Origin of the sequence: Phyllobacterium zundukense (assembly GCF_002764115.1) — a bacterium.
Classification (GTDB): domain Bacteria; phylum Pseudomonadota; class Alphaproteobacteria; order Rhizobiales; family Rhizobiaceae; genus Phyllobacterium; species Phyllobacterium zundukense.
The window spans coordinates 132,135-146,865 of record NZ_CP017945.1 but is presented as its reverse complement, the minus strand read 5'-3'; the positions used below and the strand labels follow the sequence as shown (position 1 = coordinate 146,865).

Genomic DNA, 14,731 nt, shown 5'->3' with positions numbered 1-14,731 from the left:
TGAACTCGTCATTCCAGTCCCAGGCTCTCAGAGCGCTTCTTTCAGCCGATGCGCCATCCGGCTGTGGAAGGCTTGCGACCCGATCACATGCAGATGGTTGGTGCCCGAGATGATCTCTGCCGGATTGGCTCGTGGAGAGTAGCGCCGCCAGTCGATGAGATTGAGCCCTCGGTTCAGGCTGTCGTCTGCTGCCCAGGAATGGATGGGTACATTGTGAGGGTGCAGCTGGTGGCGGCGGAAAATCAGCGCATTATCGATGAGTATCCAAAATGTGTGCTCGCGGCTGCTGATGTCGGGCCCATCGGTCGGCAGCTCGTCCTTCTCATCCCCAATGAAGCGCAGGAACTGGTCATAGGTATCGGCGTCCATGACGCCAAGCAGCCGGTCCCATTCCGTCCGCATGGCTGTACGCGACAACCAATCCTGTACCATTCCGTGCAGTTTATCGCGTTCGCCATGCTTGAAACGGGGTATCGAGCCGATGGCAAATTCGGTACCGAGATCACAGACGTCCACCATTGTGATCAGGCGCAGATCGATTTCGTCGCCAAGCCTGCGTGCGGCCTCATAAGCAAGCAACCCGCCCCAGGACCAGCCGAGGAAATAACAGGGCTGGCCCTTGCTGTGGCGTCGGATGTAGTCGACGTAGCTTTCGATGATTTCATCGACGGACGCGCCGATCTGCTTTTGTTCGGAGAGCGAGTAGCAGATGAAGCCGGTGGCTGGCTGATCGGCTCCAAGATAATCGACGAGCTTGACATATTCCCGTGTGCTGACCAGCAGGCCGGGGAAGCAATAGAGCATCGGCTTGGTGCCAGAGGCGCGCAATACGATGACTTCACTTCCAGCCTGATCATTGCCGGCTTCGACGATTTTGGCGAAGGAGCGGATCGTCGGGTTGTTGAAGAGATCGGCAATAGTCGTGCGGTTCTGCGGCTTGCGCTGGCGCAATGCTGAAAGTATGCGGATGGCTCCCAGTGAGTTGCCGCCAATGGCAAAGAAATTATCCTCGACGCTGATTGGACTGATCTTCAGGATTTGCTGCCAGAGTTCGAGAACTTCTTGCTCGATCGCGTTTTCGGGCTCGACGATGTTCCGTTTCATCGGTGTTGGTACGGGAAGGGCGAAACGGTCGAGCTTGCTGTTCGGGTTGATCGGCATGCTCTTCAATGGAACGATGGCAGATGGCACCATATAGGCTGGCAGGGTGTGCTCGAGCGCCGAATGGATGTTGGCAATGTTTAGTTCTTGCCCCTGTTTGGGCACGACATAGGCAACAAGCATTTTCTGTTTTGTCGCCTCGTCGTCCCGCAGGACAACAAGCGCTTCGCCGACACCCTCCTGCTGCAGGAGAGCAGCTTCGATTTCGCCGAGTTCAATGCGATAGCCACGTAGCTTCACTTGGTGATCAACGCGGCCGACAAATTCCACTGTGCCGTCCTCCCGCCAGAGTGTCAGGTCGCCGGAACGGTAGAGACGTCCGCCTTCCTTTGAGAACGGATCGGGGATGAAGCGATCGGCTGTCGTATCCGGCTTGCCGATATAGCCCCGCGCCATGCCTTCGCCGGCTATATAAAGCTCGCCCGTCACGCCGATAGGGCAGGGATTGAGATCCGGATCGAGCACATAGACACGGCGGTTGCCGACTGCCCTTCCGATTGGCGCATAGGTGCCTTCGAACTTCTGCCCGGCCCGCACTTTCCATACCATTGGAGTCATGATGGTTTCCGTCGGGCCATAACCGTTGATCAGCCATTCGGATTTCAGGGCTTTCGACAGGAGGTCGAAGGTTTGCTGGGCAAGCCCTTCACCGCCGAATGAGTAGAGCCGCATTGGCGGGGCACTGTCGGTCAGGTCGGCCCATTCGGCCAGCTGCTGCAGATAAGTGGTCGGGATGCTGGCATTGTTGGCGCCGTGCTTGCGCATGGCCGTCAATGTCTCTTCCGGTGTCCAAAGGGGCTGGTCGGGCAGAATGATGCTGCCGCCTTCCATAAGCGGATTCATCCAGCGCTCGTGGCCGCCGTCGGAACTGAACGGCAGGAAAGGCAATTCGCGCGAAGCCTCGCTCATGCCATAGACACGGGACGTGTTTTGCATGTGATGGGTCAACGGGCCATGCTCGACCGCAACGCCTTTCGGCAACCCGGTCGAGCCGGATGTATACATGATATAGGCGAGTTGGTCCTTGTGGATACGAACATCCGGAGCCGTTTCCGCCTCTTCAGACAGATCGAGTTTGTCCAGCTCCAGAATGACGGCATCGAGCCCTTCGGGGATGCGGTCGAGCAGCCAGCTATGGGTCAGGATTACTTTCACGCCGCCGTCGCGCAGGATGTGATGATTGCGTGTTGTGGGATGATCGGGCTCGACCGGGATGTAGGCCCCGCCCGCCTTCAGCGTCGCGAGAATGCCGACGATGGCTTCCGGCGAGCGTTTCACAGCAATGGCGACGCTTATGTCCGCGCCAACGCCGAGCTTGATCAGCCGGTGCGCAAGCCTATTGGCGCTTTGGTCTAGCCTCGAATGGCTCCAGACTTCATCGGCGTAGATGATCGCGGTTTTGTCCGGCGTACGTGCTCCATGGGCGGCAATGTGCTCATGCACGGGAAGGTCGTCGTTGATGCCGTCATCCCCATAGGGCGCGGACAGGATGTCGAGTTCCCCTTCGGCGATGAGTTGAATGTCCTTTATGCGAACACCCGTTCCAGCAACAGCTTCCGCCAGAATCCGCCCGAAATGGGTAGCGGCTCGCTCGATCGACGCCGGTTCATAGAGATCCTCCGCATAGTCGAAAAGACCATCGAGACCGCCCGATTCATTAGGAGCAAGGACAAGCGCAAGCTCGACATCCGAGCGTGGGGCGAGGGCGGATAGTGTGCCGGAAATAAGACCGGATTGGGTACGGGGTTCGCGGAACTCGAAAAGCGATTTGACGATCGCATCCTGTTCGCGCTCCTCATGTGCCTGGATTTCCTGTACCAGCCGTTCGAATGGAACAAGATTGTGCGTGCCAGTTGCAATGGCGGAAGCCACCGCATGGCAAACATCCAGAACGCGTGCTCTGGATGTGAGCTCAAGCTTCAGGGGCAAAATCTGCTCTGTGCGGCAGATGGTTTGCCGGCTTATGTCAGAGGCGCGGTTGGATAGAAGTACACCGTGCTGCAGGCTGTACGTGCCGCTATAGCGGGCAAGCAGCACGGCAAAGGCCGCGGACAACAAGAGATCGGCCTTCAGATTTTGTTGCTCCGCGTAGACCTTGATGCTGGTCCATAGCGTTGCAGCCAATTGGAACGGGACGTGGCACCTATTGGCGCCCGCATAGCCGCTGGCATTGAAGCGTGTTGGCAAGGTCGTCGCGTTGTATTCCTCGCCAATCAGATTGCGCCAATGCGCGAGAGCCGGTATGAAATCGGCCGTTTCCAGCCATGCTTCTTCGAGGGTACCGCGCAGCAGGCCATTGTCGTCAACCGGCGCTAATGATTCATCATTGACGAATGCAATCAGATCCCTTTGCAGGATCGCAAGCGCTACATCGTCACAGACAATCGGATGCAGGACAATGGTCGATGTGAGCGCGCCTTGCGCTGTCACGATCAACTGGCAGCGCGAAGGAAGACCATTGAGCAGATCGAAGGGGCGGGACACAAACGCAGCCCGCTGTTCCTCTGCCTCGATAGTACTCAGGGGATTGCTTTCGCTTCCAAGGGTTTCAATCGAAGGAACGTCGCCTGCGTTTGAAAGTTGCTCGATGCGCCCGCCCGCAAAACGGCGGAAGCGCGTCCGCAAGGCACTGTGGCGCCCGGCCAGTTTCGCCAGGGCATGCTGCACCTGATCGAATGTAACGGTAGTATGCCAGTGCAATGTGAGAACCTGCAAAGGGAAAACCGTGGTGTTGCCGATCTGCTCGAGCGACCAGATGCGCTTTTGCGCCAGCGTCAGAGGAAAGCTGTCTGAAACACTGTGAGAGAGGTCATCCACGACGACGGGATCGTTCGCCTGGTCTGGCGCGAATAGCTTGTTCATATCTTCACCGGGTCCAATATCTGAAGTGAGGGGTCGGCATTCAGGCCATGGCCTGCCGCAAGCTCAGCGGCCGCGGATCAACCCAGATTTGCCTGATCTTTTCCAGGCACTCGTCGCGGGTGCCGCTGATCGGTTCCTTGCTCCAGCCAACCGGCAACGCCTTGTCGTCGGGCCAAACGGAATAGCGATCTTCCCAGTCCCGAACAACGCTCCAGGTTTCTGGCCAAGTCTCTGGCGATATCTCTGCTGCCGACATCATGCAGGCTCCCTGAACAAGACAAACATGATCAAGAGACGGACGAGGTCGCGCACGATTTAAGCGGAAAAGGAGAAAAATTTTTCAAAGATGGGCCTAAATCGGCGCCGGTCCACGGCGTCTCTGTAGCAAACCTACGCGAAATAGTTGCGGCGGTGATGCTGCGGAGTGTGCCATGACCCTCATATCCAATCTTGCCAGGGAAACACGCGTTGAGCCGTTTCCGGTTTCGACTCGATTCCTGATAACAGGTTCACTGTTAACGCCAGACAGGTTGCAGGTTTCGACAGCCAGCGGCGCTTACACTGTATCGGTGCAGACGACACCGGAAGGGTTGAAACTGGTTTTGCCGGATCTCACAGAGGCTGATCCAATAACGGTTCTGTCTTGTGCAGTCGAGTTCATGACAGCGCAATCACACGAGCCTAGCGTGATCGGGATCGGCAATATGCCGGCCTCCGATTTCCCGCTTGGCACATTTGAAGACAATCGCCTGATGATCGATCCACGCGCTTTCTGGCAGTGGCCGGCTCCATGGGTCGCAAAGCCAGCCTATCCGCATCCGCAGGTGCACGTCTTGAGCAATGGCCAGTATCATCCGAAGCGGCCGCAAAAGCCGGTCGGTGTCGTCTATGAGCGGTATATTCCCTGGCTCGGCCAGGTGCTTTCATTCCGGGTTGCCGATCCTCAGACCGATCTTGAGGATTTCCATCGCTGGATGAATGATGAGCAGGTCAACGTGATTTGGGAGGATGGCGGCGACCGGCAGAAGCATCTGGCGATCCTCGAGGAACGCCTGCATGATCCGCACATGCTGGCGCTGATCGGCTGTTTTAATGGCGTGCCATTCGGTTACTTCGAGGTTTACTGGGCCAAGGAAAACCGCCTCGGGCCCTATTACGATGCGCAGGATTATGATCGAGGCTGGCATGTCGCCATTGGCGAGCCGGCCTATCGCGGCAAGCAGTGGATTACCGCCTGGTTGCCATCGCTGATGCACTTCATCTTTCTCGACGACCCTCGCACGCAGCGCATTGTCGGGGAGCCGCGCGCCAGCCACGAGCAGCAAATCCGCAATCTCGACCGCTCCGGTTTTGCCAAGGTGAAGCACTTCGACTTTCCGCACAAACGCGCCATGCTGGTGATGCTGACGCGGGAACGTTTCTTCGGCGATCGCCTTTGGGTTCCTGCGTCATGAGCGCAAAGGCGAAGCGGGCTTACTTTGCACCCGATGACCTGAGCGATCCGGCGCTCACCCGTCTGATCTTCCGGCTCGGCATGCCTGCGGTGGCAGGCCTGTCGATCAACGCCGTGCATCATACGATCAATATGGTTTTCGTCGGCATGATCGGCAGCCACGAGATTGCGGCGATCACGGTTGTGCTGCCTATCCTGATGATGATCGGTGCGATCGGCGAGGGGCTCGGGGGTTGGCGTTGCCGCGGCAGTGGGCCGTGCACTCGGTGCCGGTGATCCGCAGCGCGCCAATGTCACCGCCTCGACGTTTGTCGTGCTGGCGATACCGCTCGGCCTTGTGCTGACTGTGGGCATCCTGTTGTTCAAGCGTGAACTGCTCGTCCTTTTTGGCGCCAGTGAAGCCATCCTGCCGCTGGCCGAGCATTATCTCTCAATCGTTGCCTTCTCGGTGACGCTGACCATGCTCCAGATACTTTCAGATTTCATTGCCATTTCAGAAGGCAATACGCGCTTCAGCATGTGGACACTGATGGGCTGCTTTGCCCTCAACATCGTGCTCGATCCGATCATGATCTTCTGGTTCGGTTTCGGGCTCGCCGGTGCTGCGGTCGCCACCATTCTTTCGCAGATAGCAGCGCTTGGTGCCTATCAGATCTATTTCCGAAAGCAGGTGGGGACATTGCACCTTGCTGCGCGCTTCACCGCTTTCCGCGCCGATATCCTCAACCCCGTGCTGTTCATCGGCCTGCCGACAACGCTGACCAGCATGTTGAGCAGCATAAGTTTCGCAGTTCTGTTCTCCTTCGCCGGTCTTTATCGCGGCGATAGTGGTATTGCCGGCGTCGGCATTGCGATGCGTGTCCTGACTTTGGGTATGCTGCCGATCATCGGCCTTTCACTTGGTGGCCAGGCAGTACTGAGTTTCGCTTGGGGGGCAAGGAATCCAGCGCGATTGCTTGCTGCGTCAAGCACGCTTCTAAAACTGACCTCGAGCTTTGCCGTTCTTTATGGTCTCGGGGCGGTGCTCTTGCGTTATCCGATTGCCACGATCTTCACCGATGATGCGGAGATTGCCGCGATTGCCGCGCTGACCATTGTCGTCACGCATGTTCCGTTCATTTTCTTTGGCGTCCGGCAAATCCTCATCGTTCTCCTGCAGGCACAGGGGAGGGCGCGCCTGGCGGGAGCAATCAGTGTGGCGCAGAATGGTTATTTCCTGCTGCCGTTACTGTTCATCCTGCCGCATTGGTTTGCATTCGACGGCGTTCTCGCGAGTCTCTTCCTGGCGCCAGCCCTGACAGCACTCATGTCGGTGGCCATTCTCGTCATGATATTGCGCCAGCTCAGGGGCAATTCGCCATCCATTCCAATCACCAGTTTCAACAGCACCGTGTCTGAGAGGGCATCATGAACAAAGCCATGCCACCCCAAGAATTCAATCTCGAAATGCCCGACGATCTGTTCTCTCCGGTCGATACCGCAGCCTTCAATGCCGTCTCGCCGCCGATCTTCCAGACATCGCTGTTCACCTATGACACCTATGAGGCGATGGAAGACGTCTTCGCCGGACGCTCGCGCAACTACATCTATTCGCGCGGTGACAATCCGACAGTGCGTGAGTTCGAATTGCTTACGGCCCGGCTCGAAGGTGCCGAGGACGGACGCGGTTTTTCCAGCGGTACAGCGGCAATTACCGCGACGATCCTGAGCCTCGTCGAAGCGGGTGATCGCGTCGTCGCCGTGCAGCATCTCTACAATGATATCTACCGGCTCTTTGTCAAACTGCTTGCCCGTTTTGGCGTCACCGTGGACTTCGTCGATCCGTCCAACCACGATGAAGTACGGGCCGCTCTACCGGGCGCGAAATTGCTTTATCTGGAAAATCCGACATCGATGGTTTTCGAGCTGCAGGACATCGAGACGCTGACCACAATGGCCAAGGAATATGGTGTCACGACTGTTATCGACAATTCCTGGGCGACGCCGCTGTTCCAGAAACCGATCCAGCATGGTGTCGATATCGTCATTCATGCGGCGTCAAAATATCTCGGCGGTCACAGCGACACAGTCGCCGGTGTTGTTGTCGGTCCGCGTGACCTTATCGCCAAGATCAACAGCTCGACCTATCCCTATATCGGAGCAAAGCTGTCACCCTTTGAAGCCTGGCTGCTCCTGCGCGGCATGCGGACATTGAAGGTTCGATTGATGGAGCACATGCGTAACGGGCTCGTGCTTGCCAAGCATTTGCAGCAGCATCCGGATATTGCACTCGTCCGCCATCCCGCCTTTTCCGATCACCCGGGGAAGAAGACACTGACCGGTTTCTCCGGTCTGTTTGCCTTCGATCTCAATCCGGACATCGACGTAGCGCGGTTCGTCAATTCGCTCCGCCACATCAGGCTCGGCGTCAGCTGGGGCGGACCGGAAACGCTCGTTGTTCCAGCCAAGGCTGCCTTGCAGATCCCAGACCGCATGACGTCCTTTGTCCGCTTCGGTGTCAATCCGCAAACGATCCGTTTCGCCGTGGGTCTGGAGGAGCCGGAAGTGATCTGGAACGATATCCAGCAGGCGCTCCAAAACGCGCATCTGTAGCATTCGAGCCACAATCACGGGCGAACAGGCGGGGCGTCGGAAAAAAGTCGTCATTCTGCCGAACACGCCTTGACTCGCATAAGATGACAAATGTAGTCATCTTTAAACATGAGTTCAAAACTCATGTAATTTTCTCAATCAGAGTCAAAGTTTTACAAGGGGTGTGGTCATGCGGGGATGCGGGGCGGGGATGTGGAACGAAGTCAGTTCAGTGGGGCGCAAGCGTCACGCCCGGTTGCTGATGACGACGTCGGTTGCCGGATTGATGATGGCAGATTTGGCAGCGGCACAGGAAGCACCCAGCATCCAGCTTAACACGATCGTCATTGACGGCGATACGAGCCCGGTTGGTCCCGACAAGGGATATGTCGCCAAGAATACGATGACAGGTGCCAAGACCGACACGCCGATTCGTGAAATACCCCAATCCATTTCCGTTATCACCCGAGAGCAGATGGATGACCGGTTTTCGGAGCAAATCGAGGATACAATCGCCTACACGTCCGGCGTGACGGCCTCGCCTTGGGGTGTTGATGACCGCTTTGATCAATTCCTGATCCGTGGTTTCGACATTGGCCCCTACGCCGTATATCGCGACGGCCTGCCGCAAAAAGCCATCGACTTCTCTGGCTTCAAAGCCGAGCCATACGGCTTGGAACGAGTAGAGGTGCTCAAGGGACCGGCATCGGTCCTATACGGCTCGAACGAGGTTGGCGGCATAGTCAATCTCGTGACCAAGCGGCCGACGCAGGACCCTCTTTACAGTGCTTATGCAAGCTACGGATCCTTCAATACCTATGAGGTCGGGATTGATGCGGGAGGACCGCTCGACAAGGAAGGCGTCTGGACCTATCGACTGACGGGCCTTTTCCGCGACGGGCAGACGGAAACGGATTTCTCCAGGAACAATAGGGTGTTCATCGCACCTGCAATCACCTGGTCACCGAGCGCCGATACCTCACTGACAATCCTCGCCAACTACCAGTGGGACGAATTGACGCCCAATACATTCCTGCCGGTCGCCAATCCGGCCTTCCCGAACATTCCGAAATTCTCGCGTAGTTTCACCGCGTCCGATCCGAATTTCGACCGGTTTGATGCGGATCATGGCTCTATAGGCTATCAGTTCGAGCACAGTTTCAACGAAGAGTGGAAAATCTGGCAGAATCTTCGCTACTCGCAGCAGGAAACGGATTACAGGCATCTTTATTATTCCAGCATGATCGACGATGACACGATGGGTCGCACCGCGTTCACGGTTGACGAAACGGCAACACTCTTCAGCGTCGATAATGGTGTTCAGTATGACTATGAAGGCAAACGCATCAAGAACACCTTGTTGATGGGGCTATCATACGACCGGCAGACTGTTGATGGGCAGAACGGCTTCGATACCGGGCCGAGCCTTGATATCAGTGACCCGGTGTATGGCATTGATGTTCCTTCTCCTCCAATTTATCTCGATCGCCGTCAGACCGTCGATCAGGTCGGACTCTACGCGCAAACGCAAACCAAGGTCGATGATCACTGGTTGCTTACACTAGGCGGACGCCAGTCCTGGGTGAAAGACAAGACCCATGATCGACTGAGTGACACAACCAGCGAACAATCCGACAGCGCCTTTTCTGGAAGGGTGGGGCTTGGATATTTGTTCGATAACGGCTTGACGCCTTACGTCAGCTACTCCGAATCGTTTACCCCAACCATCGGTCAAGGTTCGACTGGCACGACGTTCTCGCCATCCGAGGGCCAACAATATGAAGCGGGCGTAAAGTATGAACCGGATTACTTCCCCGGAACTGTCACCGGTTCGGTCTTCGAGATTACCAAGACCAATGTGCTGACACCGGATCCGGATGACCCAATATTCCAGGTTCAGACGGGTGAGGTGCGGCACCGCGGATTCGAGATTGAGACCGTCGTAAACCTGTTCCACGGTGTCAGCCTGACGGGTAGTTATACCTATCTGGATGCCGAAATCACATCCAGCAATGTCGAAGGCGAAACTGGTAATCGACCGGCGCTCGTGCCGGAGCACCAGGCCTCGCTTTGGGCCAAGTACACCTTCGAAACCGGTATTCTCGAGGGTCTGAATGTCGGATCCGGCGTGCGCTATGTCGGCAGTTCGTTTGGCGACAATGCCAACCAGATCAGGGTCGATAGCTATACGCTTGTCGACGCGGCGATCAGCTATGAGAAGAATGGCTGGAAGGGATCGCTAAAGGCCAGCAATGTCTTCGACAAGGATTATTACTCGACTTGCGCGGGCGACAATGACGGCAATCCCATGTGCATCTATGGCGAGGGACGTGCTGTCAAGGCTACGCTTTCGGCCAAGTTCTAGGTGGTATGCGATGAACGGAACGTCCTTTTCGCTCAATGGGGTCGGTTATGATATCGATGGGAGAGTTCTCCTCCATCCGTTGACGCTGGACGTTCCGCGTGGCGAGGTCGTCGGCATCCTGGGCCACAATGGTTCCGGAAAGTCGACATTGCTCAAGATACTGGCGCGCTTTCAGTCACCCACGACCGGAAGCGCGGAATGCCTGGGTCAGCAGCTCAAATCATTCCGGTCGAAGGAATACGCCCGCAAGGTTGCCTATCTGCCGCAACAGACGCCGGATACAGACGGAATGACCGTAAAGGAAGTTGTTGCTCTCGGACGGTATCCCTGGCATGGCGCGCTCGGGCGCTTCTCCAGCACGGACAGGGCCAAAGTGATGCAGGCGCTGCAGCTGACGTCGCTGACGGCGATGGCTGATCGCATTGTCGATACGCTGTCGGGTGGCGAACGTCAGCGCACCTTTCTTGCCATGCTGATCGCGCAAGATACGGAGTGCCTGTTGCTCGATGAGCCGATTTCGGCACTCGATATCAATCACCAGATAGAGGTGATGCGGCTGATCCAGATGCTGGCGCACGAACACAACCGCTCCGTGCTCATCGTGTTGCATGACATCAATATGGCGGCCCGCTATTGCGATCGATTGATTGCACTGTCAGGCGGGAAGCTTGTAGCACACGACGAGACGGAAGCGCTTATAACAGCAGACAGGCTGGATGCCATCTACGGCGTACGCATGGGAATCTTCCGACATCCCGAAACACAGACGCCCATCAGCTACGTGCTTTAAGCCTATGCCCCCACTTTGCAGACGCGATTTTCTGTTTGGCTCCATGCTGCTCGCTTCTTCGCTCGCGCCGGCACGGGCCGGGGCATCTGTACCGAGGGTCGTTTCGCTGGATTACGGGCTGGCACAGACGCTAATCGAGCTGGGCATACCGCCTGTCGGCTTGAGCGATACGCCGGGTTGGGCGGACTGGACCATCGAGCCACCATTGCCGCAAGGCATTGCGAATATCGGCTCGGCCCATGAAGTGAACATGGAACTGCTGCAGCTGCTGAAGCCAGATCTGATCATCTCGACCCCCTATCTCGAATGGGTCAGGCCGCAGCTCGAACAAATCGCGCCGGTCAAGTCCTTCCCGATCCATGCGCTCGGCAGGGCACCCTATCCGAATATCGTCGAGGCAACACAGGAACTCGGCCGCCTGCTTGGCCGCGTGGCAGAGGCGGAAGCACTGATCGATCGTACGGAAAAAGAACTGCGCGTGGCCAAGGCGGCAACCCGGGATATGGGCAAGCTGGCGATTATCACATTCATGGATGCGCGGAACATTCGCATCTATGGCCCCGGCGGCATTTTCCAGGATGTGTTCGACCGTCTCGACCTGCAAAACGCTTGGACGCGGCCGACCAATGAATGGGGTTATAGCGATGCCAGCATGGCCGACTTGATCGATATCGGCGACAGCCGGGTTTTTTACATGGATCCGGTTCCAGCTGATGTGCTTGCAACCCTGTCCGGCAGTCCGCTCTGGCAGAGCATGCCATTTGTGCAGAAAGGGCATGCTCAGCGCATGGCAAGCGTCCTCATGTTCGGCACATTACCTTCAGCGGCTCGCTTTGCCCGACTGCTTGGCGAAGCCAGCATATGAAGCGCCTGTCCTCTCATCCGCTGTTCTGGACCGGTGCATTATGGTGCTTGGCGCTTGCGGTCGCGACGATAAACCTTGGACCATTGATCGGCAAAATCGGTTTCATTGCTGCCTTTTCATCGCCTTTGCCCGGCGATAATCAGGCTGTTCTCGTGCATTACAGCCTGTTGTCGCGATTGGTCATGTCCTGTGTCTGTGGCTTTGCGCTGGGATTGTCCGGTACGCTTTTCCAGCATGTTCTGCGCAATCCACTCGCTTCGCCGTCAACCCTCGGTTTGGAGGCGGGTGCCCAACTCGCGCTCGCAATAGCTATGTTGTGGTCCCCGGCACTTCTGGGCTGGAGCCGCGATGTGACAACGGCTGTTGGCGGTTTTGCTGTCATGGCCATTGTCTTTCTGGTTGCCTGGCGCTTCAAATTCCAGCCGGTCGTGGTGATCCTCGCCGGACTGGTCGCAGGCCTCTATTGCACCGCCATCGTTACCCTGCTGATGTTGATGAATGATCATTACCTGTCGGGTCTGTTCATTTGGGGCGGGGGATCGCTGAACCAGAATGATTGGCGCCAGATTGCGGGACTTCTCCCGAAAGTGCTTGGCTGTTCCGTTCTGGCATTTCTCCTTGTGCGGCAGTTGAGCATGCTGACATTGGGTGATGCGGCGCAAAGCCTTGGAATCAAACTGCAATTTCTCCGTGCTGCTGCACTCTTCGTTGCGGTTGCCTTGACAACATTCCCGGTCAGCGCCGTCGGAGTGATCGGTTTTCTCGGCCTTGCTGCACCGGCAATTGCCCGGGCAATCGGAGCGCGGCGGATCAGTACCCGGCTTATCGTGGCGCCGCTCGTCGGGTCCGCATTACTGGTCATCATCGATCAGCTCCTACAAATTCATGCTGCAAGAACAGGGGCTTCCCTGCCAACAGGCGCCATCACTGCCCTGATTGGAGTGCCGGTTCTGCTGATCGTGATGGTAAACCGCAGCGGCGCCTTGCAGACAGCTGTTGAAAGCGGTACGGCCATTGCCGCAAGCAAGCGTCCCCGGCTGCTAATATCGACTCTTGCAGCTCTGATTCTGGCGGTAGCACTGATTGCGGTATTTGTCGGCCGGGACGTGGATGGGTCATGGATAAGTCAGACCGGCGCAACGCTTAATTCGTTGCTGCCATGGCGTCTGCCGCGGCTTGTAGCGGCAACTTCTGCAGGTATCATGCTGGCGCTGGCCGGCAGCATGTTGCAGCGCCTGACGGGTAATTCCATGGCAAGCCCGGAGGTTCTGGGTGTCAGTGCCGGTACGGCGTTCGGACTGCTTTGCGTGTTGTTCGTGGTAGCTGAGCCGACCTATAGCCATAGGCTGATCGGCGGCTTTTCCGGTGCGGCGGCGGTGCTCGCCGTTCTGTTCGCAATCAGCCGCAAGACGCAATCGGGAAATCAATTTTTGATCCTTGGCGTCTCGCTAGGCGCTTTCCTGACCGCATTGATTTCGGTGATTCTTGCCTCCGGTGACCCGCGTGCGCTCTCGCTGATTAGCTGGATGGCCGGCTCGACCTACGGAGTAGGTAGCCCTATGGCATTGATCGCATTGGCATTTGCAATTGCCGGCGTTATAGCGGTCACACTGCTCGTTCGCCCGCTACAGCAATTTGCGCTTGGCGAAATGTCGGCGCATTCGCGTGGCGTCGATGTTGCAAGGTTCCGTATCGTTATCCTCGGCATAGCCGCGCTGCTCACCGCCGTGGCCACTCTCATCGTCGGGCCTCTGAGCTTTGTCGGGCTGATGGCACCGCATCTTGCGCAGCGCCTCGGTCTGACACGCGGATTGTCAAATTTGATAGGTTCGGCGCTGTTCGGAGCCTTGCTGATGGCAACTGCGGACTTCATCGGACGGACAATCTATTTCCCGTGGCAGTTGCCAACGGGGCTCGTCGCGACTTTGCTCGGCGGTCCGGTCTTTGCGGTACTACTTATCCGCAGCAGGCGCCTGTTTATGCAGCATTGAGGGTTTGCTGACAGGCGCGGTGTGCATCCTTGATCATGAAGTTAACGAGAGTTCTGGATACCCCCAATTCTTCAGCAATATCCTTTTGCGGAATGCCGTCTATGCGATGGCGGACAAAGGCGTCATGCGTGCGTTTTGGCAGACTTCTCAATGAGTTAAGCACTTCCCGCAGCGTTTCTGTGGTCACCAGGCAATCGAGTGCATTGACGCTTGGGGCGGGGATAGATTCCACCCCGTCGATAGGCATCATATTGAGCTTTTCATGGGACCGTTTGCGGGCTTCGTCGAGGGCGAGATTGTAGACCATGCGGCAGGCGTACCCGACCGGGCAATGGATACAGTCGGATCGCATGGTACATGCCTTGACGATAGCATCGTGAAATATATCTTCCGATTGTGCGTGGGAATGCAGAACACCATCAGCAATTTTTATAAGCTTCGGTTTATACTTCATCAATGCATCGACAAGAACATTTCCATCATAAAGATTTTGTTCTTTTTCCATTTTGGAATTCTTTTTGCTGATAGAGTACAATGAGGGTATAAAAGCCCCAATGCGCACATTCTTATTCGAAATGTGCGAGTAAATCGGGTCGTCAATGTTGCGGCGTCAGCTATAGTTTAATATGATAAAAGGAGTCAAGTTATTAAATCAAAATAATTAGGCCGTCGC

11 protein-coding genes are annotated in these 14,731 nt (G+C 56.6%); 8 read left to right on the top strand and 3 right to left on the bottom strand.

The window, feature by feature from the left end:
- Positions 1-27: 27 nt before the first annotated feature.
- On the bottom strand, positions 28-4,023 hold the full coding sequence (locus BLM14_RS30525) for a non-ribosomal peptide synthetase (RefSeq protein ID WP_100003809.1): 3,996 nt from the start codon (positions 4,021-4,023) through the stop codon (positions 28-30).
- A gap of 40 nt (positions 4,024-4,063) precedes the next feature.
- A complete protein-coding gene (locus BLM14_RS30520; protein ID WP_237143754.1) occupies positions 4,064-4,282 on the bottom strand; it encodes an MbtH family protein in 219 nt (72 codons plus the stop codon).
- Between the two features lie 172 nt (positions 4,283-4,454).
- Here BLM14_RS30520 and BLM14_RS30515 point away from each other — a divergent pair, with 172 nt between their 5' ends.
- The 8 genes from BLM14_RS30515 to fhuB all read left to right on the top strand — a co-directional run bounded on the left by BLM14_RS30515 (position 4,455) and on the right by fhuB (position 14,058).
- Entirely contained in the window at positions 4,455-5,477 is a 1,023-nt protein-coding gene (locus tag BLM14_RS30515; protein WP_100003808.1) for a GNAT family N-acetyltransferase, read from the top strand.
- Positions 5,474-5,752, top strand: coding sequence for a hypothetical protein (locus BLM14_RS32320; protein WP_237143753.1), 279 nt, complete (start codon positions 5,474-5,476; stop codon positions 5,750-5,752). Before BLM14_RS30515 ends, BLM14_RS32320 begins: the two co-directional genes overlap by 4 nt.
- Positions 5,685-6,887, top strand: coding sequence for an MATE family efflux transporter (locus BLM14_RS30510; protein WP_237143752.1), 1,203 nt, complete (start codon positions 5,685-5,687; stop codon positions 6,885-6,887). The genes BLM14_RS32320 and BLM14_RS30510 overlap by 68 nt, the downstream gene beginning before the upstream one ends.
- Positions 6,884-8,068 carry a PLP-dependent transferase gene (locus BLM14_RS30505; RefSeq protein WP_100003807.1) on the top strand — a complete coding sequence of 395 codons (1,185 nt, stop codon included), beginning with the start codon at positions 6,884-6,886 and terminating at the stop codon, positions 8,066-8,068. The genes BLM14_RS30510 and BLM14_RS30505 overlap by 4 nt, the downstream gene beginning before the upstream one ends.
- A 190-nt stretch (positions 8,069-8,258) precedes the next feature.
- Positions 8,259-10,412 carry a TonB-dependent siderophore receptor gene (locus BLM14_RS30500; RefSeq protein WP_157929642.1) on the top strand — a complete coding sequence of 718 codons (2,154 nt, stop codon included), beginning with the start codon at positions 8,259-8,261 and terminating at the stop codon, positions 10,410-10,412.
- Positions 10,413-10,422: 10 nt separating this feature from the next.
- Entirely contained in the window at positions 10,423-11,202 is a 780-nt protein-coding gene (locus tag BLM14_RS30495) for an ATP-binding cassette domain-containing protein (protein WP_100003805.1), read from the top strand.
- Between the two features lie 43 nt (positions 11,203-11,245).
- Positions 11,246-12,067, top strand: a complete 822-nt coding sequence (locus BLM14_RS30490; RefSeq protein ID WP_157929641.1) for an ABC transporter substrate-binding protein — start codon at positions 11,246-11,248, stop codon at positions 12,065-12,067.
- A complete protein-coding gene (fhuB, locus tag BLM14_RS30485) occupies positions 12,064-14,058 on the top strand; it encodes a Fe(3+)-hydroxamate ABC transporter permease FhuB (RefSeq protein ID WP_100003803.1) in 1,995 nt (664 codons plus the stop codon). Before BLM14_RS30490 ends, fhuB begins: the two co-directional genes overlap by 4 nt.
- Here fhuB and BLM14_RS30480 read toward each other — a convergent pair.
- Positions 14,045-14,563, bottom strand: coding sequence for a sigma-70 family RNA polymerase sigma factor (locus tag BLM14_RS30480; protein WP_100003802.1), 519 nt, complete (start codon positions 14,561-14,563; stop codon positions 14,045-14,047). The two genes, fhuB and BLM14_RS30480, sit on opposite strands and share 14 nt — an antisense overlap.
- Between the last annotated feature and the right edge of the window lie 168 nt (positions 14,564-14,731).

Excerpts from the sequence above, each read along its gene's own strand:
- BLM14_RS30525 (WP_100003809.1), bottom strand. The coding sequence starts at position 4,023 with ATGAACAAGCTATTCGCGCCAGACCAGGCGAACGATCCCGTCGTCGTG.
- BLM14_RS30520 (WP_237143754.1), bottom strand. The coding sequence starts at position 4,282 with ATGATGTCGGCAGCAGAGATATCGCCAGAGACTTGGCCAGAAACCTGG.
- BLM14_RS30515 (WP_100003808.1), top strand. The coding sequence starts at position 4,455 with ATGACCCTCATATCCAATCTTGCCAGGGAAACACGCGTTGAGCCGTTT.
- BLM14_RS32320 (WP_237143753.1), top strand. The coding sequence starts at position 5,474 with ATGAGCGCAAAGGCGAAGCGGGCTTACTTTGCACCCGATGACCTGAGC.
- BLM14_RS30505 (WP_100003807.1), top strand. The coding sequence starts at position 6,884 with ATGAACAAAGCCATGCCACCCCAAGAATTCAATCTCGAAATGCCCGAC.
- BLM14_RS30500 (WP_157929642.1), top strand. The coding sequence starts at position 8,259 with ATGTGGAACGAAGTCAGTTCAGTGGGGCGCAAGCGTCACGCCCGGTTG.
- BLM14_RS30495 (WP_100003805.1), top strand. The coding sequence starts at position 10,423 with ATGAACGGAACGTCCTTTTCGCTCAATGGGGTCGGTTATGATATCGAT.
- BLM14_RS30490 (WP_157929641.1), top strand. The coding sequence starts at position 11,246 with ATGCTGCTCGCTTCTTCGCTCGCGCCGGCACGGGCCGGGGCATCTGTA.
- fhuB (WP_100003803.1), top strand. The coding sequence starts at position 12,064 with ATGAAGCGCCTGTCCTCTCATCCGCTGTTCTGGACCGGTGCATTATGG.
- BLM14_RS30480 (WP_100003802.1), bottom strand. The coding sequence starts at position 14,563 with ATGGAAAAAGAACAAAATCTTTATGATGGAAATGTTCTTGTCGATGCA.